This window comes from Tardiphaga sp. 20_F10_N6_6 (assembly GCF_052076045.1).
GTDB classification, from domain to species: domain Bacteria; phylum Pseudomonadota; class Alphaproteobacteria; order Rhizobiales; family Xanthobacteraceae; genus Tardiphaga; species Tardiphaga robiniae.
This window is the reverse complement of record NZ_CP197239.1, coordinates 4,823,508-4,843,944: the sequence shown is the minus strand read 5'-3', so window position 1 is coordinate 4,843,944 and position 20,437 is coordinate 4,823,508. Positions and strand designations below refer to the sequence as shown.

Genomic DNA, 20,437 nt, shown 5'->3' with positions numbered 1-20,437 from the left:
CTCAGTTCACAGCTCCCCGTTCGTACCAGTCCCGTGTCGCCTTCACGATGTGAACCACGGAGAGCATCACCGGCACCTCGATCAGAACGCCGACGACCGTTGCCAGTGCCGCGCCCGATTGAAAACCGAACAGTGCGATCGCCGCGGCCACCGCGAGCTCGAAGAAGTTCGATGCGCCGATCAGGGCGGAGGGGCCGGCCACGCACCAGGCGACGCCGAGGCGGCGGTTGAGCCAGTAGGCGAGACCGGCATTGAAATAGACCTGGATCAGGATAGGGACGGCGAGCAGCGCAATGACCATCGGTTGCCGGGTGATCTGCTCGCCCTGCAGGCCGAACAACAGCACCAGGGTCAATAGGAGCGCGATCAGCGATACCGGGCCAAGCAGTGACAGCGCTTGCGATAGCGCCGCCTCGCCTCCCCTCGCCAGCAACGCGCGTCGCCAGAGCTGCGCGATCGCCACAGGCACGATGATGTAGAGCAGGACGGACAACAGCAACGTGCCCCAAGGCACGATGATCGATGATAGTCCGAGCAGAAGGCCGACGATCGGAGCGAAGGCAACCACCATGATGGTGTCGTTGAGCGCGACCTGTCCAAGTGTGAAGTTCGGCTCGCCATCGGCCAGATTCGACCAGACAAACACCATCGCCGTACAAGGCGCCGCGGCAAGCAGAATCAGACCGGCCGTATAGCTATCGATCTGGTCCGCGGGCAGATAAGGCCTGAACAGATGGCCGATAAACAGCCAGGCGAGAAGCGCCATCGAGAACGGCTTCACCAGCCAGTTGATTCCGACGGTCGCGGCAATGCCGCGCCAGTGTGCGCCAACGTGACCGAGCGCTCCGAGATCCACCTTGAGCAGCATGGGAATGATCATCAGCCAGACGAGGACAGCCACCGGCAGATTGACCTGTGCAATCTCCGCCGCGCCCAGCGCATGGAAAACGGCCGGCATCCATCGGCCCAGCAGAATGCCGACGACGATGCAGAGACCGACCCAGATCGTGAGATAGCGTTCGAACAAACCCATGGCTGGAGCGGAAACCGGCCTGCCGATGGCCTCACTGGTCATGACGTTGTCCTGCGATCCGCTGGCCGCTCGCATCCACGACCCGGTCGCCATCCTCTTTCGAGAACACTCCAAGCTGTGGAGTGGGCATGATGTCCAGAACCGCTTCAGATGGCCGGCAGAGCCTCACACCGAGCGCCGAGACCACGATCGGGCGGTTCATCAGAACCGGATGGGCTTCGATGGCGTCGAGCAACTGCGCGTCGGTCAGACTGGTGTCGGAGAGGCCCAGCTCGGCATAAGGCGTTCCCTTCTCACGCAGGACGTCGCGCACCGACAGGCCGGCGCGCGCGAGCAATTGAACGAGCAGGATCCGCGACGGCGGTGTCTTCAGATACTCGATGATGTGTGGCTCGATGCCGGCATTGCGGATCATGGCCAGCGTGTTGCGCGAGGTACCGCAATCAGGGTTGTGATAGATGATGACGTCGACGCTATCAGGCACGTGACAGCTCCTTGCTGTCAGAGGTGCATGCGGACGCCGTGGCCGGCATACAGATGTCGGGATGACCCGCGCAGCAATCCCGCATCAGGAACTGGATGAGGCCCGACAGCGCGTCGTAATCGGCGGTGTAGACAATCGAGCGGGCCTCCCGCTTCGCGCTGGCAAGGCCAGCCTGGGTCAGCTCCTTCAGATGGAAGGACACATTCGAGGCCGACACGCCTGCCGCCTCCGCGACGGCGCCGGCCGGCATCCCCGCGGGACCGGCCTGCACGAGCAGGCGCACGATGCGAAGCCGTGTCTCCTGGGACAGCGCTGCGAAAGCCGACAGGGCTTGACGTTCTTCCATATTTCAATAATCCTAAAAATATCGAATCATGGAGTAACATCGATGCTGGACCTTGCCAAGCCGGAAATTCCGCCTTCGCCGCAGATCGCCGCCGACGACATCAGCATCGGAGCGCTCCTCGCCGCCTGCGACGCGGCACCGGCATTGCCCTTGGTGTTCACCTATAGCGGTCACAGCATTCAGGCGGGCTACCACATCACCGAAGTCAAGGCGGGCGCCTTTTCCGCACTTGATTGCGGCGGCAATCCCGAAGCGTGGTCGGAGATCTTCGTGCAGCTGTGGGACATCGTCGAAAGTGGCCGGACCCATATGACGGCGGCTAAATTCGCCGCCATCATCCGGAAAGTCTCCGACCATGTCGCTCTCGATGCCAATGCGCGGCTGACCTTCGAAGTGAGCGATGGCGTCGCGCCGATGCAACTACACTGCGCGGATACACCGCGCTTGGAGGGTGGCAATCTCACGGTAGCGCTTGCCCCGCGTCCGGCGAGTTGCAAGCCACGCGACCGCTGGCTGGAGGCGCAGAAGGAAGCCAGTGCATGCTGCGCGCCGGTATCGTCCAAAAGCGCGTGCTGCCGGTAGACGCCGCGGTTCAGACCGGAGACCTGTGACTGGGCTCAACGATCGTACGCGGTAGAGCCCACAATCATCATCCTTTGCCGCTTGCTATCGTTGCGCTGCGTCGATCCGCGAGGCGACCAGTCTCTTTTTGCAAAGCTCCTGGCGAGGAGCCCGGATGCGCAGACGCCTGGGCTTGCGACAGCAACCACGCCCGGAATGCCTGCAGCAAAGGATTCCCGGCTTTCTCCTCCGGGCAGGCGAAATAGTACGAGCCGACGCTTTTCAGGGTCAGGCTCGACAACACCTTCAATTTGCCCGACCTGAGTTGGTCGGAAATCAGGAATTCGGGAAGCAGGGCAACACCAAGACCGGAGCTTGCCGCGCTGATCAAAGTAGACTGGATATCGAAACGCGGCCCGCGGATCACATTCGTGCCGCCGAGCTCCGCAGCATCGAACCAGCGACGCCATGCATCGGCGCGTGTGACCAGATGCAGAAGCCGCAGCTCGGCGACCTCGCTCGGCGGCAATTCGCCGCGCCTGCCGATCAGCGTCGGCGATCCGACCGGCAGAAGAATTTCATCGAACAGATAGTCGGCCTGCGTGCCCGGCCAGTCTGGTTCGCCGAAGTACAGCGCGCCATCGAGCGCGGTCTCGCTGAAGAAGAAGCGCGTGTTGCGCGCACTCACATTGACGGCAACGCCGGGATGGCGCGCATAGAAGTCCGGCAGGCGCGGAATGAGCCACTGGGCGCCGACAGTGGGCAGCGCCGCGACGTCCAGAACCATGCCGTCGGCCTCATAGCCCATGATCTCGAGCGCATCGCGCTCGATCCGCTCGATCGTCTGCGCTACGCGGGTGCTGTAGGCCGCCCCTGCCCGCGTCAACGTGATGCGTTTCTTGATCCGATGAAACAGTTTCACGCCGAGCTGCGTCTCCAGCTGCGCAATCTGGCGCGACACCGCACTTTCGGTCAGCGCGAGTTCGCTGGCGGCACGCGTGACGCTGAGGTGCTTGGCAGCCGCGCTGAACGCCATCAGCGCGCCGAGGCTCGGTATTCTGCGGCGCATAGTTCATTCCAAAAACGCAAGATGTCCGCAGATTAAATTGTTTGCACGCCTAAGCACAAGGCAACAATCTCCCCGCGGATGACAAAAGTCATGGCGGGCGGCACCTCTGGCGAGGTCACGCCCCGGCAACGGTCTCAAGACATGCAGACTGCAGCGCGGTGCCCCGCACAGGTGCTTCGGTCATCAACTTCAAGGAGCACATCAGTGGCAGTCAACAAATTGCATGACGAATTCCACACGCTCGACATGGAGAGCGGCTGGCAATTGCCCGAGGGCTACGATCCCGCGTCGGGCGCGCTGGAGAAGATCCTGTCCGGATCGCTCGATACCGCGAACAAACGCGGCAGCCGGACGCGATTGCTGAAGTTCCCTCCGGGTCTCTTCACCACACAGCAGATCGTTCACGACCACTGGGAAGAAGTCTTTCTCGTCTCCGGCGACCTGATCGTTGGCAATGACGAGAACGGGCAAGGCGGCACGCCGTTCGCCGGCTACACCTACGCCGTCAGACCGCCAGGCGCGTGGCATGGTCCGTTCAAATCCGAGGGCGGCTGCCTGCTTCTCGAAATGCACTACTACGATCCCGCCTGAGAGCCACAGAGACGGCAGCCTCTTGGAGGGGCCGCCGATCAGAGCCGACGCTCCCTGAAATCCCCGCAAGAGGTCTTGATAGAATGAGTAATGCGAAGCTTCCCGTCATCATCGCCGGTGCAGGGCCGGTCGGCATGGTGGCTGCCGCAGATCTGGTGCGACAGAACATTCCGGTTCTGGTGCTCGAGAAAAACGACGCGCTGAGCAGCGAGTCGCGCGCATCGACGTTCCATCCGCCCACGCTGGACATGCTCGACGATCTCGGTTTCGCCAGCACGTTGATTGCACAGGGGCTGAAGGCACCGACGGTCCAGTACAGTTCGTCCGAGGACGGTGTGCTCGGCACATTCGATTTCGCGGCGATCTCCGATCTGGTGCGGCATCCGTTCCGCCTGCAAGCCGAACAGTTCAAGCTCACACGCATCATTCTGGACGCCCTGTCCGGCAATCCGCTGTTCTCGATCGCGTTCGGCAGCGAGGTTAAATCGGTCGAGCAGACCAGCGATACCGTCAAGGTGGTGGTCACGGCCAACGGCCACGACACCCCGCATGAATGCGCCTGGCTGATCGGCGCCGATGGTGCGAACAGCATCGTCCGCCGCGGCCAGGATATGGAATTCGAGGGCTTCACCTGGCCCGAGCGTTTCCTGGTGATGACGACACCGGTCGATTTCACCGCGCTTCGGCCGGGCGTCTCGTCGGTCAGCTATGTCGCCGATCCCGAACGCTGGTACTTCCTTCTGCGTATCCTCGGCGCATGGCGCGTGATGATGCCGGTGGCCGCGGAAACATCCGATGAGGAAGCACTGTCCGAAGCCTATGTGACGGCGTCGATCCGGCGGATCGTTCCCGCAGAGCTGGAGGCCCGCATCTTCCACACCACGCTCTATCGTGTGCACCAGCGCGTGGCCGCGAACTTCCAGAAAGGCCGCACATTCCTGGCCGGTGACGCCGCCCATATCAACAACCCGCTCGGCGGCATGGGCATGAATGGCGGCATTCATGATGCATTGAACCTGACCGCGAAGCTGGGTCCGGTCATCAACGGCACGGCTGATGAGAGCATTCTTGCCGATTACGATCTGCAGCGCCGGACGGTCACGATGCAGGCCATTCAGGGCGACACCATCCGCAACAAGAAGAACCTCGAAGCGAAAGACGAAGCCGATCGTGCGCGTTTCCGCGACGACATTCGCGCAGCAGCCGCCGATCCGGAAAAGGCACGAGCGCTATTGCGCCGGATCGCGATGCTCGACTCGCTTGAGCGGGCCGGTGCGTTGCATGTGGCTGAGCACCGCCCGGGGTGATCAGCAACTCTCTCTGAGACGATGTCGACGGCAACCGGTCACTCGGCTGGATAAGAACCGCGGCAGTGGAAGCGCCAGTAAGCCTGGAGGAGCCAACACCATGGTTCCCAAGATGTCATGCAGGAGTTTCAGAATGCCAAGCAAGGATTTACGGATGAAGTGGACGACGTTTCTTTTGGCGGCGCTGGTAGCGCCTGTCGCCTTGGGCGTGCCCGGCGCGGCAGCGGCCGGCTTTCCGGAAAAAATGATCACGATCGTGGTCCCTTATCCGGCTGGAAGCACGGCGGACGCGATTCCACGACTAGTGGCTCCGCTGATGTCGAAGTCGCTCGGCGTCACCGTGATCATCGAGAACCGCGGCGGCGCCAACGGCTCGATCGGGGCGGCTCGCGTCGCCGCTTCGCCGGCGGATGGCTATACGATTCTGCTCGCGACAACCGGCATGATGGCGATCAATCCGTGGATCTATGAAAAGCCCGCCTATAATTCCGAAAAGGATTTCGCGCCCATCACCAATGGCGCTTCGACGCCGAACATCCTGGTCGTCAATCCGTCGGTCAAGGCGAACTCGCTGAAGGAACTGGTGGCGCTGGCCAAGGCCGAGCCGGGCAAGCTGACATTTGCGTCAGCCGGTATCGGCAGCACGAGCCATCTGTGCGGCGAGACGCTGAAGGTGCTCGAAGGCATCGATGCCGTCCACATCCCGTATCAGGGCGCAGCTCCGGCACTTCAGGATGTCATCGGTGGTCAAGTGTCCATGATGTGCGATAATCTGTCGAACACGGTCCAGCAGGTACAAAGCGGAGCGCTGAGGCCCATCGTCGTGACCGCGCCTGAACCAAGCAAACAGCTGCCCAATGTGCCGACGTCACCGCAGGCAGGCTATCCCGATCTCCTCGCGGGCAACTGGTACGGCTTTGTCGCTCCATCGGCGACCCCCAAGGACGTGATTGAGAAGCTCAACACATCGATCGTGGAGGCGTTGCGAGATTCAACTGTTTCGGCTCGCCTGGAAGGCCTTGGTTTGACCGTGATCGCGGACAAGCCCGATCAGTTCGGAGCTGTTATCGCCAAGGATTCTGCGCGGATGGAAAATATCGTGAAGCGCTCGAAAGCGAAGATTTCCAACTAGGGATTTTTCGGCATCCCTCCGAGCTTAAACTGATCTTGACTTTAGTCCTACATTGAGTTATCTCGATTCCAGCCTGCTCGCTTGCTGCGTGCTCATGACACACAGCATCGATCAGACTGCAGCGGCGCCCGGGTCATCCGGGCAGCTGCTGGTGGAGCGCCGGGAGGCGCAGCGTTCGCTCGGCCGGCTTCGCACCCCCACCGATGTCGTAACGCGCGCGTCTTCCCTGCGGGACTCGCAATCCCGCCGGTGCTGACGTGCGGGCCGGCCCTCGCAAGGCCAGCCTCAAGGGGTCTCGCAAACCCCTGGCGCCTCCCGGCGCTCCATTCTCGCAATGGGAAACGGGATGAAGGGTCGTCCGCGCCCTCGCCGAAGCGGAGATCGGCGCGTGCCTTATGCGACCTGCGCGCGGACGGACAGTTCCGCATCCGGCGCAGCAATGGCCTGAGCGCGCAGCAGCTCGACAATCTCCTCATTCGGCCGCGCCCGGCTGAACAGGAAGCCCTGCCCTTCATGGCAGCCTTCGCTGCGCAGGCAGGCGAGTTCGGATTCTGTCTCGACGCCTTCCGCCGTGATGGTGACACCGAGGCCCATGCCGAGGCTGATGATCGAGCGCACGATGGCCTGCGCATCGCGATTGGAGCCGAGATCGCGCACGAAGGACTGGTCGATCTTGATCTTGTCGAACGGAAAGCTTCTGAGATAGCTCAGCGACGAATAGCCGGTTCCGAAATCGTCCATCGAGATGCGCACGCCGAGCGCGCGCAGCGCGTGCAGGGTCGCCAGCACCTGATTGCTCTTTTCCAGCAGCAGCGTCTCGGTGATCTCCAGTTCAAGCCGCCGCGGCGGCAGTCCCGAATGCTTCAGCGCATCCATCACCACCGAGAGCAGATTGCCAACGCGGAACTGCAGCGGCGACAGATTGACTGCGACGCGCACTTCATCGGGCCAGCGCGCAGCCTCGTTGCAGGCACGGCGCAGAATCTGCGTGCCGAGCGCATTGATCAGGCCGGTGTCTTCCGCAACGGGGATGAAATCCGCCGGCGAAATCATGCCGCGCTCCGCATGCGGCCAGCGCACCAGCGCCTCGCAGCCGGTGATGCGGCCGGTCTTGAGATCGATCAGCGGCTGGTAGAATGGCCGTAGCTGATCGTCCTGAATCGCGGAGCGCAGATCGATTTCGATCTTGCGACGGGCCTGCGCGCGAGCGTCCATGCCGGACTCGAAGAAGCTGAAGGTGCCGCGGGAGTCGTTCTTGGCGCGCGACAGCGCCATATCGGCGTTCTTCAACAGTCGCTCGGATTCGTCGCCGTCGCTCGGCGCCATCGCGATGCCGATGCTGGCGCCGATGACCACCGAATGACCGTCGAGCAGATAGGTCTCACCGACGGCGTCGAGCAGCCGGCGGGCCAGCAGCACGACATCCTCGGGACGGTTGATGCCGGTCTGGATGATGGCGAACTCGTCGGAGTTCAGCCGCGCCAACGCGTCTTCCTCGCGCAACGACGAGCGCAGCCGCCGCGCCACGCCGCGCAACAGCTTGTCGCCGATACCATGGCCGAGCGTGTCGTTGACGCCCTTGAAGTTGTCGAGGCCGAGAAACAGCACCGCGACCTTCTCGCCGGTGCGCCGCGTATGTGCGAGGACCTCGTCGAGACGCTGACGCAGCAGGTTGCGATTCGGCAGGCCGGTGAGGCCATCATGATGCGACATGAAAGCCAGCCGCATCTCGGCACGCTTGCGCTCCGTGATATCCATCAGCGCCAGCATCACGGCTGGCTCCTCGTTGTAGACGAGGTGCCGCGAATAGATCGCCAGATCGATCAGCGAGCCGTCGGCCTTGACGTGTTTCCAGGTTCGCGCGGCCTGCTCGTCATTGGCGTGATCGCCGACCCAGGGCGGGGCGGCCTCGAAGGCCTGCAACTGGCGGATGGTGAGCTTCTCGAATTCCGGACGCGTGTAACCGTAATGTTCGATCGCAGCGTCGTTGACGCTGAGGATGCGTTCGTCATCGAGTGCGCAGACGATCATCGGCACCGGATTGCTCTCGAACAGCAGGCGGAACGACGCCTCGCGCTGTTTCAGCTCGGTAATGTCGACGCGCAGACCGATGACACCGCCGTCTTCGGTGAGCCGCTCTTCGATCAGGATGACGCGACCATCAGCCAGAACCTGCTCGTGGCGCTCGCCGGGATGGAACAGTTTGGCGACGCGTTCTGCGATCCATTCGTCCTCGCGGCCGATGGCTTCAGGATAGTCGCCGCGCTCGACACCGACGCGGATCGTGTCCTGCAGACGCGCACCCGGCACGAACTGATCCGAGCTGCGGTTGTAGATTTCCGCGTACTTTTTGTTCCAGAGGATGTAGCGCCCGTCGGAATCGAGAAACACGATGCCTTGCGGCAGGATGTCGATCGCCTCGCGCAGACGCTCGTGGGATTTACGGGCTTCCGCGATCGCCGCCTCGGCCTGGGCACGCTGGCGCACGATCTCGCGAATGGGACCGCTGACAAGACCCTTTTTCGGCGCCAGTTTCGGCGCAGCCGCGATCGCCCGGCTCGGCCGGGTGATCCGAGACGCCAGTCCGGCTTTCGCTTTCTTTTTCGCTTCAGGCCGGAACTTCGGCATCAATGATCCACTCGCAACGCGCGTGTGACAATATGTGCAAGAAGTGTCTGAAAAAACGGTATCAATGCCGGTTCACAGCAACCGATTACCGTCTGAACTGCGCGCCTGTACACATCCCATGCCTTCACAACAGGCAAAAACCGTGGGCGTATGGTTACCCATGTCTGGACGTTACCGGGTCACGCGCGATCATCCCCGCCAAGTGAGAGACGCAAGCGGCTCGAAACGCTGATAAAACGACTGAGCCGGTGGCAGCAGGAGGACCGGCAAACCCAAACGCAAAAAAAAGCGCCAGCGTCAGACGTGGTTACCCACGCGTTAAAATCGTGCGTGCCGCAGGTCACTCACCTCATCGACAGCTTCAGCTATAGTCGCAGGATGAGCCTTCGCCTGATTCTCAGCCTCATAGTCCTGCCCGCCGTCATTGCTTCAACGCCGCTGGCGTTGGCGCAAACCAAAGGCAGCGTCGATCTGAAACCGCTGCCGCCGCTGGCCAATCCGAACGACCCGGCCATCGGCGCCAAAGAACTATTCGGCCGCAAGGTGCTGCCGACGAAATCGCCGGTGCGCGTGGTCGGCTTCTACGCCAAGGGCTGCATCGCAGGCGCCGAAGCGCTGCCGATCAACGGGCCGACCTGGCAGGTGATGCGGCTATCGCGCAATCGCAACTGGGCGCATCCGCAACTGGTCGAGCTGCTGGAGCGGCTATCGGTCAAGGCTAACAAGAACGCCGGCTGGCCGGGCATCCTGGTCGGCGACATGTCGCAGCCGCGCGGCGGCCCGATGATCACAGGCCATGCCAGCCATCAGGTCGGGCTTGATGCCGATATCTGGTTGACGCCGATGCCGAACCGCCAGCTCTCGCGCAACGAGCGCGAGGAGATGTCGGCGGTGATGATGGTGCGGCACGACCGGCTCGACATCGATCCGACCACCTGGACGCCGTCCCATCTGCCGGTGATCCGCGCCGCGGCGGTGGAGCCCAGTGTGGAGCGCATCTTCGTCAACGCCGCCATCAAGAAGGCGCTGTGCCGCGAGGCCAAAGGCGACCGCAGCTGGCTGTCGAAGGTGCGGCCGATGTACGGCCATGATTATCACTTCCATGTCCGCATCAAATGCCCGGTCGGCAGTGCCGAATGCGAATCCCAGCCACCGCCGACTGATTCCGAGGGCTGCAGCGCCGGCGATCTGGCTTACTGGTTCAGCGATGTCGTGCTGCATCCAAAACCGCCGCCGGTTCCGCCCAAGCCGAAGCCACCGATGACGCTCGCAGAAATGCCGGCTGCGTGCCGACAGGTTCTGACGGCACCGTGATCGGCCGATTGGCTATCGCATTGTCGTGAAACCGGGTTAGAACACGCCATCGTTGTGCCGTAAGCCGACGATCAACAACGGGCGCCCCTCCCGCACTCCTTCCATATCAGCCGCGGCTGTCAGCTGCCCGGCCCAATCGGCGAGATCCAACATGCGCATCAGTGCACGCAACCAGATCAAGGGTACTGTCCTCGAAGTCACCAAGGGCGCGACCACGTCGCATGTCCGCGTCGACATCGGCGGCGGCCAGGTAGTGACCTCGTCAATCACCAACGAAGCCGTTGACGATCTGGCGCTCAAGGCCGGCGGCAAATGCATCGTCGTGGTGAAAGCCTCCGACGTCATGATCGCGGTGGATTGATTATGTATGCGCGTCTGATTGTCGCGCTCACACTGCTCGGTTCGGCGCCTGCATGGGCTGCCGAGCCAAGCGGCTGTGACAAATTCAAGTGGCCGATCGACAAGGAGCGCGCTGCACTGACGGCGCAGGATCGCCTCAAGATTGCCTCTGGCGCCGACCTCGCAATTCCCGCCGCAGCGATCCTTGATTTGAAGACACCCGCTGAGGCGAAGCTGCCGACGTCCCCAGAGCGAAGGCCGAAAGACGGCACATTTGCAGGCTTTGCGCGCTTCCAGAAGGCGCCAAAGGCTGGCACATACACCATCAGCCTGTCGTCGGCGGCGTGGGTCGACGTGGTGCAGGATGGTGAGATCCTGAAGCCGATGGAGTTCAGCGGCGCGACCGACTGCACCGGCATCCGCAAGACCATAAAGTACGATCTTGCTGCAGGTCCGTTCGTGATCCAGGTCAGCGGCGTGACTGAAAACACCATCAGCTTGGCCGTGCTGCCGTCCGAGTGACGGCAGCCTTAGAGGCCTCCGCGCCCAAGGGCCTTTACCCCCTTGGCCAGCCTGATATTATTCCCCAGCGATATCCCCTGCGGACCGTAAGTCCTCGGGATTGCCGGAACGGCGCTTCCGCCTGTCGCATGTCCCACCCAACCAACGCCTGAGTTGCGCGCACTTTGCGCTGCGCTCACGCATGGAGCGCCACATGAACCGTTTTGCCGGACTTTTCGCTGCGTTCTCGATCCTGCTCGGATCGACCTTCACGCCTGCCCATGCGCAGGACAAAACCCTCACCGTGTTCGCCGCAGCGTCGATGAAGAACGCGCTCGACGAGCTCGATGCCGCCTACACTGCCAAGACCGGCGTGAAGATTACCGCCAGCTATGCTGCAAGCTCGGCGCTCGCCAAGCAGATCGAACAGGGCGCGCCGGCCGACGTCTTCGTCTCCGCCGACACCGACTGGATGGACTACGCCATCGGCAAAAAGAACATCAACGTCGCCACGCGCACCGACCTCCTCGGCAACAGCATCGTGCTGATCGCCGCAAAGGACGCCAAGCTCGACAACGTCACCATCGGTCAAGGCTTCGATCTCGCCAAGCTCGCCGGCGACGGCAAGATCGCCACCGGCGATGTGAAGTCGGTCCCGGTCGGCAAATACGCAAAGGCCGCGCTTGAGAAGCTCGGCAGCTGGACCGCCGCCGAGTCGAAATTCGCCATGGCCGAGAGCGTGCGCGCTGCGCTGACGCTGGTCTCACGCGGTGAAGCTCCGCTTGGCATCGTCTATGCGACCGATGCCAAGATCGATCCGGGCGTGAAGATCATTGGCACCTTCCCGTCGGACTCGCATCCTGCGATCATCTATCCGATAGCTGCGACCACCACCGCCAAGAGCGAAGCCGCCGACTACCTGACCTTCCTGAGGTCATCGACCGCAAAGACGGTTCTCGAGAAGTACGGCTTCACTTTCCTGGTCAAGCCGACGTCCTGACACGTGTCCGACATCTCTCCTGAAGAATGGACGGCGATCCTGCTTTCAGTCAGGGTCGCCGTGATCGCGACATTGATCTCGACGCCGATTGGAATCGGCGTCGCCTGGCTACTCGCGCGGCGTGACTTCTGGGGCAAGCCGATCATCGACGCCATAATCTATCTGCCGCTGGTGCTGCCGCCCGTCGTCACCGGCTATCTGCTGCTGCTGCTGCTCGGCAAACGCGGCCTTCTCGGCGCCTGGCTCGCCGAACATCTCGGCATCGTCTTCGCCTTTCGCTGGACGGGTGCCGCGCTTGCATGCGGCGTGATGTCGTTCCCTCTGCTGGTGCGGCCGATCCGGCTCTCGATTGAGGCGGTTGACCGGCGGCTCGAACAGGCATCGAGCACGCTCGGCGCATCGCCGTGGAAAGTATTTGCAACGGTGACCCTGCCGCTGGCGCTGCCCGGCGTCCTGGCCGGCATGGTCCTCGGCTTTGCCAAGGCCATCGGCGAATTCGGCGCCACCATTACTTTCGTCTCAAACATTCCCGGCGAGACCCAGACGATTTCCTCCGCGATCTACTCGTTGATCCAGACGCCCGACGGTGACGCGGCAGCTTCACGTCTGGTGATGATCTCCATCGGAATCGCCGTACTGGCGCTTATCGCTTCGGAATGGTTCGCGCGCCGCGCGACGCAACGGCTGCATGGAAACTGATCGTGCTGCGCGTTGACGTGTTCAAACAACTCGGCGAGTTTTCGGTCGACGTCGCCTTCACCAGCGAAGGCCGCGTGACGGGCCTGTTCGGCTCCTCAGGTGCGGGCAAGACCTCGCTGGTCAGCATGATCGCCGGCCTCGTGCAGCCGGATCGCGGCATCATCGCCGTGGATGGCGACGTGCTCTATGACGGCAGCGCGCGCGTCCACGTTCCGCCGCATCGGCGCCGAATCGGCTATGTGTTTCAGGATGCGCGACTGTTCCCGCATCTGAGCGTCGCGCAGAACCTCGACTACGGACGCCGGATGAACCGCCTGACACGCGATTCTGCTGAGGAAACGCGCATTACAGAGATGCTTGATATCGGACATCTGCTCGATCGTCGTCCCGGCGGCCTCTCGGGCGGTGAACGTCAACGCGTGGCGCTGGGACGTGCGCTGCTATCTCAACCGAGGCTGCTACTGCTCGACGAACCGATGGGGGCGCTCGACGAGGAGCGGAAGGCGGAGATCCTTCCCTACCTCAAGCGGCTGCGCGATGCAGGCGATGTGCCGATGGTCTTCGTCAGTCACGATGCCGACGAAATGCGGCAACTGGCGACGCAGGTAGTGATGCTGAAGCGCGGCCGTGTCGCGGCCTTCGGTGGCACCGAGATCCTGCCGCGTATCATCCCGGCAGCCTGAGCCAATCAGGCGCCGGACAGCGTGGTCCAGCCTCGCTTCAGTTTCGCCTTGAGGGCTTGCCTGCGTGTCAGCTTTGGCGGCGCGGGGTCTTCATCTTCGGGCAGACGCAGGCCAACCACATTGACGCGTCCGCCACCAAGACTGCGCGCGACAAGGTCGATGCTGTCGATCGGCAAGGCGGCGCCAACGGTCGGCGCATGATCGAGATGGATATCGAAATAATCCGCCAGCGTCAGCGATGCCTGGGCTGGATCGACGGCGATGCCGTAGATCGCCGCAAGATCGCCGAGAGTGATTTCGCCAGACACCATGAAATCACCAAGCAGATGCGGGTCCGGCGCCGTGCTCGGCGGCATGTCGACAAAGAAGCGATCCAGCGCCTCGGCCTTTTCCGGCGGCGCCAGCAGATAGATGTAATCGCCGGCCGTAACAGGCTCGGCCTCCGCCGGCGTCAGGATGCGCTCATCGCGAATGACCAGCGTCGGCTTCGACCACGACGGAATGAGATTGCGCTTCAGGTAGAGGCTCTTCGGGCGCACGGCATAGCCGACCAGTTGCTGTTCGAGCTGACCTGGCAAATCGAGTTCGATACGGCGCGGCCCCCTGTCGGTGCGCGGCAGAGCCACATGCAGCTTCCGGGCGGCAAAAGCCAGCGTCCATCCCTGAAACAACAGCGAGATGATCACGACCACGAAAGCGACGTCGAAATACAGCGACGCCTTGGGCAGACCAACCAGCATCGGGATCGAGGCAAGGAAGATTGCGACGGCACCGCGCAGGCCGACCCACGAAACGAACATCTTTTCACGCCAGTTGAAGCGGAAAGGCTGCAAACACAGGAAGACCGCGACCGGGCGCGCCACGAACATCAGAACCAGGGCAACGCCGACCGCCGGAATGATGCTGCCCACCAGCCGCTCCGGCGACACCAGAAGACCGAGCATGACGAACATCACGATCTGCGCCAGCCACGTCGCAGCGTCGAGGAACGTCACCACGGAATTATGCGCCCGCGTCGGACGATTGCCGATGATGATGCCGGCAAGATAGACCGCCAGAAAGCCTGAGGCGTGAGCGATCTGAGCCAGCCCGAAGATCACCAGAGCCGCGGTGCAGACGAAGGGCGCATGCAGCCCCTGCGGCAACGCCACGCGATTCATGGCCAGGACAACCAACCGGCCACCGACGACGCCGATCAGGGTGCCCAGCACGGCTTCCTGAACAAATTCCATTGCCACGTGACCGGCAGAGGCGTCGCCCAGCGACAGAAGCTTGACCAGCGTCAGGGTCAGAAAGACGGCGAACGGATCGTTCGTTCCGGACTCAACTTCGAGTGTCGCGCCAACCCGCGGTCTGAGGCGCAGGCCTTGCGCGTGGACCAGCAGAAAGACAGCCGCGGCGTCGGTGGAAGCCACTACCGCGCCGGTCAGCAGCGCCTGGGTCCAGTTCAGGTCGAGGGCATATTTGGCGACTGGCGCCGTGATCAACGCCGTCAACAACACGCCAATCGTGGCCAGCACCATCGACGGGGCCAGCACCGCGCGAATGGCCTGAAATCGTGTCTTCAACCCACCGTCGAACAGGATCAGCGCGAGTGCAACCGAGCCCACCACATAGGTTGTATGGACGTCGTCAAACCGCAGTCCGCCGGGGCCCGCTTCGCCGGCCACCATGCCGATAAACAGGAAGAACAGCAGCAATGGCGCGCCGAAGCGAAGCGCAAGCAGGCTGGACAGGATGCCGGCCATAACCAGAACTGCGCCGAGAAGGATGGCAATGCTGACGGAATCAAGTGACGCCATGAGGCTCCGAGGCCGGAAATACTTGTAAATCCATGCTTATCGTCGTCATCCCGAGACGCCAAACGTTTTCTGCGTGATACCTATTTGCAGGTATATTTCTCGGGAATTGCCCAAGGCAGAAGCTCCGCTCGATGGCGTCGACGTGGTGCTTGTGTGAATCTCTGCCCATCCGAATCAAATGCGCCGTCCAGCGATGATTCCACACCACACGATACATTCACGACAACGAGAGCTGCGCGATGCTTGACCTGACCGACACCCACGAATTCGTGCTGGCAACCGCACGATCGTTCGGCGCCGAGGTAACCTCGCCGTGGTTCTATTTGCAGCTCGGACTTATGATGGCCGGCGGCGGCATTGCCTTCGCCATCGGGGCCGCAATCCGCTCGCGGGTCGATATGACCTCGCTGGCGATGGGCTGGCCGGCGCCGCTGCGCATGTTCATGCGCATTCTCGTCGGCAGCGCGGCCACTGCGGCCTTTGCGATCCTGATGACCCTCGACCGCGTGATCATGCTGAGCGTGACATGGCCCAGCCGCAGCTATTTGCTGTCAGTGGCCGCGAAGCTTGCACTCGCGTGGCTAGTGATCCGGCTTGTCACCAGCGTGATCCGTAACGAATTCCTAGTCCGGCTGGTGTCGATCTCGGCCTGGTTCGTGGCGGCCCTCAGCATTGTCGGCCAGTTGCAGCCGACCATCACCATGCTGGATGCGAACGGGATCGACCTCGGCGGCCTCCGGTTGACCCCGCTACTCTTGATCAAGCTCGGCGTCTTGCTCGCGGTAGCGCTATGGCTCTCGAACATCGCCAGCAATTTTCTCGAAGGACGCATCAGGCAATCCCATGACCTCACGCCCTCGATCCAGGTCCTGCTGATCAAGCTAGTGCGTCTGCTCTTGATGGTGTTCGCCGTCGCTCTCGTCATGGGTGCGGTCGGCATCAACCTCTCGGCGCTCGCCGTGTTCTCCGGTGCAGTCGGTGTCGGTATCGGTTTCGGCCTGCAGAAAATCGTCGCCAATTTCATCAGCGGCGTGATCCTGCTGGCGGACAAATCGGTGAAACCCGGCGATCTCGTCACCATCGGGGACAGCTCCGGCCGCATCAGTGCGATGAATACGCGCTACATCTCGGTCGCCGCGGGCGACGGCCGCGAGTTCCTGATCCCCAACGAGGACCTCATTACCCAGAAGGTGGTGAACTGGACTTATACGGACAAGGACACGCTGGTGAAGGTCAATTTCAGCGCCAATTACGATGCGGATCCGCGCGTCGTCTGCAAGCTGGCTATCGACGTCGCAACGGCATCGCCACGGGCCAATACGGCCAAGACGCCGAACTGCATCCTCACTGAATTCGCCGAAGCCGGCATGAAATTCTCGCTGACCTTCTGGATCGACTCGCCCGACGGCATGGATGCCGTGAAGAGCGAGGTGATGCTGGGACTGTGGGATGCCTTCAAGCGTGAGGGCATCCGCGTGCCCTATCCGGTCCGCGAGCTGAAGATCCGTGGCGGTGCACTACCGGTCGAAACCATTGTCGAAGTCGCATCCGGTCCGGAGTAGTTCCGATGAAGCTACAGGCCGATCTGGTTCCGGCGACGCTGCTGCGGCGCTACAAGCGCTTCCTTGCCGATGTCGAGCTCGCCGATGGCAGCATGATCACCGCCCATGTCGCCAATCCCGGCGCGATGCTCGGCCTGCAGGCGCCGGGCGCGCGGGTCTGGCTGTCGAAGTCGCCGAGCAAGACCCGCAAGCTGCCTTTTTCATGGGAGCTGATCGAAGCCGATTTCGGCAATGGCCCGGAACTGGTCGGCGTCAATACAATGCACCCCAATGCCATTGTCGCGGAGGCCCTCGCCGCCAACGCGATCCCCGAACTCGCCGGCTACGACACCATCCGCCGTGAGGTGAAATACGGCGCTGCGTCGCGGGTGGATTTCCTGCTGGAACACCCGTCACGGTCGCCCTGCTATGTCGAGATCAAGAACGTCCACATGATGCGCCAGCCGGGATTGGCGGAATTCCCGGATTCCGTCACCGCGCGCGGCGCCCGCCATCTCGACGAACTGGCCGCCATGGTTGCCACAGGCGCCCGGGCCATGATGCTGTTCGTGGTCCAGATCGGCTCATCCACGGCTTTTGCGCTGGCGCGGGATATCGACCCGGCCTATGGCCGCGCCTTCGACAAAGCCTGCACCGCAGGCGTCGAAGCCATCGCCTATACATGCCAGATCGACCACGGCAGCATCGTTTTGGCCGGCCGAGTGCCGATTCAGCCATGAATATGGCTGGGGTGGGACCGAGCGATGAGGTCCTGGAGGGGCTGCTTTGGCTTGCGCTGACCGCCCCAGCCATTAAATTGGGGCCTCAAATCGCACATTCCCGTCGCATCCTGCCTGGCAAGATCACCTGATGAGCTACGTCGAAGCCTCCGAAACCTCCCAGCGCAAAACCGGTCAGATCAAGCTGCATGGTCCCGCCGCTTTTGCTGGCATGCGCAAGGCCGGCGCGCTGGTGTCGCAGTGTCTCGACGAGCTGACCGATCTGGTGAAGCCGGGCGTGCTGACCTCGGCGATCGACGACTTCGTCCGCGAATTCGCCTTCAGCCATGGCGCCTTTCCGGCCACGCTGATGTATCGCGGTTATCGCTATTCGACCTGCACGTCGATCAATCACGTGGTCTGCCACGGCATGCCCGGCGACCGCGCGCTGAAGGAAGGCGACATTGTCAATGTCGACGTCACCTTCATCGTCGAGGGCTGGTATGGCGATTCCAGCCGCATGTATGGCGTCGGCGAACTCGCCCGCAAGGCGGAGCGACTGGTCGAGGTCACCTATGAATCGCTGATGCGCGGCATCGCCGTGGTCAAGCCGGGCAATACCACCGGCGACATCGGCCATGCGATCCAGAGCTTCGTCGAACCGCAGCAGATGAGCGTGGTGCGCGATTTTTGCGGCCATGGCCTCGGCCGCATGTTCCATGACGAGCCGAATATCATCCATGTCGGCCGCCCCGGCGAAGGCGTGACCTTGCGCCCCGGCATGTTCTTCACCATCGAGCCGATGATTAATCTCGGCAAGCCACATGTGAAGGTTCTGTCCGACGGCTGGACCGCCGTGACCCGCGACCGGTCGCTGTCGGCGCAGTTCGAGCACACGGTCGGCGTGACGGCGACCGGCGTCGAGATTTTCACGCTGTCCAAGCGGCATATCGAACAGCCGCCGACGCCCGCCGCCTAAACTTCAAATCGCCACACGACATCGAACACTTTCTGGTTGCAAATGCAGCCGGGCACGGCATGCTCGCGGATAATGTCCATGCGAGCGTTTGCGCCACATGCCCGTCAGCCCCATCGATCCGACTGCGCCGCCGGGTCTTGCCGAAGCGCCGCATTATCATGGCCATCGGGAGCGACTGCGTGAGCGCTTTCGCAGCGTCGGCGCCGATGCGCTGAGCGACTACGAGCTGCTGGAAATGGTGCTGTTCCGTGCGCTGCCGCGCAGGGATGTGAAGCCGCTGGCGAAATCGCTGATCACCAAGTTCGGCTCCTTTGCCGAAACCGTGCATGCCCCGGACACGCGGCTGCGCGAAATCGGCGGCCTCGGCGAAGCCGCCATCACCGAGATCAAACTGATCGCTGCTGCCACCAGCCGCGTTGCCAAGGGGCAATTGAAACAGCGCACCGCATTGTCGTCATGGGCCACGGTGATCGACTATTGCCGCACGGCCATGGCCTTCGCCGACAAGGAGCAGTTCCGCATTCTGTTCCTGGACAAGCGCAACCAGTTGATCTCGGACGAGGTCCAGCAGGTCGGCACCGTCGATCACACACCGGTCTATCCGCGTGAGGTCGTGAAGCGCGCGCTCGAACTGTCAGCGACGGCCATCATCATGGTGCACAATCATCCTTCCGGCGACCCGACACCGTCGCAGGCCGATGTGCAGATGACCAAGGCGGTGATCGATGTCGCCGCGCCGCTCGGCATCGCGGTACATGATCACATCATCGTCGGCAAGCACGGCCATGCCAGCCTTAAGGGGCTGAAGCTGATCTAAGGCCAATCAGAACACTTAGTTTTTGATGGTTTTGACGTATTCTTCTGCTGCTCGAATGCCGCTCTTTGCCTTGAGTGTTAAAGCAGTTGTCCGCGGCTTCCATTCGGACACCAGTTTTTCTGCGTTCTTGAGTTCTTGTTCGGACAACAGTGCAGCCATCTCATTCACATTTTTCGCGGGCGCCAGCTTCGAAAGTTTGAAATACGCATATGACAAAGACAGATCCTTTGGCGCTCCTTTTCCGGCGGAATACAAACGGGACAAACCAAAGAGGGCACCGGGATATCCCTGATCACCCGCCCTCTTCCACCACTTGAGCGCTTCTTCCGAATTTCCTCGCTTGTCATACAGATTCGCGACATCGTGCTGGGCAAGCGCGTAGCCGGCTTCGGCAGAAACAAGCTTGTATTTTAAAGCTTGATCCGTGTCAGACTCCACGATGCCTGCGCCTTGCCCGTCATGGTAACAACCAAGCTTGTAGGCTCCCAACGGGTCGTTCGACGCAGCTGATTTTTGAAACCACTCAAAGGCCTGCCTACGATCCTGTTGCGTGCCAATGCCATTATTGTACATCATGCCCACATGGTATTGCGCCTCTGCATCTCCCTTTTTCGCCAATGCTACCATTACATTAAAGGTGTCTGCGTCATTTGCGTTGGCGGGCATTGAGAAGAATAAAAGGCACGAAAAAGCCAAGGCGAAAAATTTCATCTCACCCTCCAATCGGGTTTGAACCAATTCATCTTGGTAACGCGCAGCGGAAATAGGTTCGAAGAGGCTGATTTAGACCGGACGGATTGTTGCGCAGAGCGCTGTCCGGGCAGCCACCTCTCCTCGTCGTCCCCGCAAAAGCGGGGACCCATACACGCCTCGGCGTCATTTGGAGTGCTGT

At 62.0% G+C, this 20,437-nt stretch carries 21 protein-coding genes; 14 read left to right on the top strand and 7 right to left on the bottom strand.

Translation table 11 applies throughout. The features are described 5' to 3' along the window. Position 1: 1 nt before the first annotated feature. From arsB to AB7813_RS23145, 3 genes are read right to left on the bottom strand one after another with little or no spacing between them, the layout of a single operon-like run. Positions 2–1,033: an ACR3 family arsenite efflux transporter gene (gene arsB / locus AB7813_RS23155; protein WP_441228988.1), complete on the bottom strand. Its 1,032-nt coding sequence runs from the start codon at positions 1,031–1,033 to the stop codon at positions 2–4. A gap of 31 nt (positions 1,034–1,064) precedes the next feature. Further along, the gene (gene arsC / locus AB7813_RS23150; RefSeq protein ID WP_441228485.1) at positions 1,065–1,517 is read right to left on the bottom strand and encodes an arsenate reductase (glutaredoxin); all 453 of its coding nucleotides are present in this window, start codon (positions 1,515–1,517) and stop codon (positions 1,065–1,067) included. Then, entirely contained in the window at positions 1,510–1,863 is a 354-nt protein-coding gene (locus AB7813_RS23145; protein WP_089262883.1) for an ArsR/SmtB family transcription factor, read from the bottom strand. Before AB7813_RS23145 ends, arsC begins: the two co-directional genes overlap by 8 nt. 42 nt (positions 1,864–1,905) lie before the next feature. Here AB7813_RS23145 and AB7813_RS23140 point away from each other — a divergent pair, with 42 nt between their 5' ends. Further along, complete coding sequence (locus AB7813_RS23140; protein ID WP_441228484.1) at positions 1,906–2,445, top strand: DUF6428 family protein; 540 nt, start codon at positions 1,906–1,908, stop codon at positions 2,443–2,445. Positions 2,446–2,512: 67 nt separating this feature from the next. Here AB7813_RS23140 and AB7813_RS23135 read toward each other — a convergent pair whose 3' ends face one another. Continuing rightward, on the bottom strand, positions 2,513–3,493 hold the full coding sequence (locus AB7813_RS23135) for a LysR substrate-binding domain-containing protein (RefSeq protein ID WP_441228483.1): 981 nt from the start codon (positions 3,491–3,493) through the stop codon (positions 2,513–2,515). 204 nt (positions 3,494–3,697) lie between these two features. Here AB7813_RS23135 and AB7813_RS23130 point away from each other — a divergent pair, with 204 nt between their 5' ends. The 3 genes from AB7813_RS23130 (at position 3,698) to AB7813_RS23120 (ending at position 6,523) form a co-directional block, all read left to right on the top strand. Then, complete coding sequence (locus tag AB7813_RS23130; RefSeq protein ID WP_068733870.1) at positions 3,698–4,084, top strand: cupin; 387 nt, start codon at positions 3,698–3,700, stop codon at positions 4,082–4,084. Between the two features lie 83 nt (positions 4,085–4,167). After that, on the top strand, positions 4,168–5,391 hold the full coding sequence (locus AB7813_RS23125) for an FAD-dependent oxidoreductase (RefSeq protein WP_441228482.1): 1,224 nt from the start codon (positions 4,168–4,170) through the stop codon (positions 5,389–5,391). A 154-nt stretch (positions 5,392–5,545) separates the two neighbouring features. Beyond that, complete coding sequence (locus AB7813_RS23120; RefSeq protein WP_176454493.1) at positions 5,546–6,523, top strand: Bug family tripartite tricarboxylate transporter substrate binding protein; 978 nt, start codon at positions 5,546–5,548, stop codon at positions 6,521–6,523. A 393-nt stretch (positions 6,524–6,916) separates the two neighbouring features. Here the strand turns inward: AB7813_RS23120 and AB7813_RS23115 are convergent, their stop codons facing one another. Next, the gene (locus AB7813_RS23115; RefSeq protein WP_441228481.1) at positions 6,917–9,151 is read right to left on the bottom strand and encodes a putative bifunctional diguanylate cyclase/phosphodiesterase; all 2,235 of its coding nucleotides are present in this window, start codon (positions 9,149–9,151) and stop codon (positions 6,917–6,919) included. Between the two features lie 378 nt (positions 9,152–9,529). On the opposite strand from AB7813_RS23115, the gene mepA reads away from it, so the two are divergent. The 6 genes from mepA (at position 9,530) to modC (ending at position 13,687) form a co-directional block, all read left to right on the top strand. Beyond that, positions 9,530–10,465, top strand: coding sequence for a penicillin-insensitive murein endopeptidase (gene mepA, locus AB7813_RS23110; protein WP_441228480.1), 936 nt, complete (start codon positions 9,530–9,532; stop codon positions 10,463–10,465). A 151-nt stretch (positions 10,466–10,616) separates the two neighbouring features. After that, on the top strand, positions 10,617–10,826 hold the full coding sequence (locus AB7813_RS23105; RefSeq protein WP_089262895.1) for a TOBE domain-containing protein: 210 nt from the start codon (positions 10,617–10,619) through the stop codon (positions 10,824–10,826). Between the two features lie 2 nt (positions 10,827–10,828). After that, positions 10,829–11,326 carry a hypothetical protein gene (locus AB7813_RS23100; RefSeq protein ID WP_089262897.1) on the top strand — a complete coding sequence of 166 codons (498 nt, stop codon included), beginning with the start codon at positions 10,829–10,831 and terminating at the stop codon, positions 11,324–11,326. 193 nt (positions 11,327–11,519) lie between these two features. Beyond that, complete coding sequence (modA, locus tag AB7813_RS23095) at positions 11,520–12,305, top strand: molybdate ABC transporter substrate-binding protein (RefSeq protein WP_441228479.1); 786 nt, start codon at positions 11,520–11,522, stop codon at positions 12,303–12,305. A 3-nt stretch (positions 12,306–12,308) separates the two neighbouring features. Continuing rightward, positions 12,309–13,004: a molybdate ABC transporter permease subunit gene (modB, locus tag AB7813_RS23090; RefSeq protein ID WP_068733848.1), complete on the top strand. Its 696-nt coding sequence runs from the start codon at positions 12,309–12,311 to the stop codon at positions 13,002–13,004. A 2-nt stretch (positions 13,005–13,006) separates the two neighbouring features. Continuing rightward, the gene (gene modC, locus AB7813_RS23085; RefSeq protein WP_089263657.1) at positions 13,007–13,687 is read left to right on the top strand and encodes a molybdenum ABC transporter ATP-binding protein; all 681 of its coding nucleotides are present in this window, start codon (positions 13,007–13,009) and stop codon (positions 13,685–13,687) included. 5 nt (positions 13,688–13,692) lie between these two features. Here the strand turns inward: modC and AB7813_RS23080 are convergent, their stop codons facing one another. After that, entirely contained in the window at positions 13,693–15,489 is a 1,797-nt protein-coding gene (locus AB7813_RS23080; RefSeq protein WP_093759886.1) for a potassium/proton antiporter, read from the bottom strand. Between the two features lie 239 nt (positions 15,490–15,728). Here AB7813_RS23080 and AB7813_RS23075 point away from each other — a divergent pair, with 239 nt between their 5' ends. From AB7813_RS23075 to radC, 4 genes are all read left to right on the top strand, one after another. After that, complete coding sequence (locus AB7813_RS23075; protein WP_175368541.1) at positions 15,729–17,051, top strand: mechanosensitive ion channel family protein; 1,323 nt, start codon at positions 15,729–15,731, stop codon at positions 17,049–17,051. A 5-nt stretch (positions 17,052–17,056) separates the two neighbouring features. Next, positions 17,057–17,770, top strand: coding sequence for a DNA/RNA nuclease SfsA (gene sfsA / locus AB7813_RS23070; protein ID WP_441228478.1), 714 nt, complete (start codon positions 17,057–17,059; stop codon positions 17,768–17,770). A 130-nt stretch (positions 17,771–17,900) separates the two neighbouring features. Beyond that, complete coding sequence (gene map, locus AB7813_RS23065) at positions 17,901–18,728, top strand: type I methionyl aminopeptidase (RefSeq protein ID WP_441228477.1); 828 nt, start codon at positions 17,901–17,903, stop codon at positions 18,726–18,728. Between the two features lie 97 nt (positions 18,729–18,825). Next, complete coding sequence (gene radC / locus AB7813_RS23060; RefSeq protein ID WP_441228476.1) at positions 18,826–19,545, top strand: RadC family protein; 720 nt, start codon at positions 18,826–18,828, stop codon at positions 19,543–19,545. A 15-nt stretch (positions 19,546–19,560) separates the two neighbouring features. On the opposite strand, the gene AB7813_RS23055 is transcribed toward radC, so the two are convergent. Continuing rightward, complete coding sequence (locus AB7813_RS23055) at positions 19,561–20,256, bottom strand: tetratricopeptide repeat protein (protein ID WP_441228475.1); 696 nt, start codon at positions 20,254–20,256, stop codon at positions 19,561–19,563. Between the last annotated feature and the right edge of the window lie 181 nt (positions 20,257–20,437).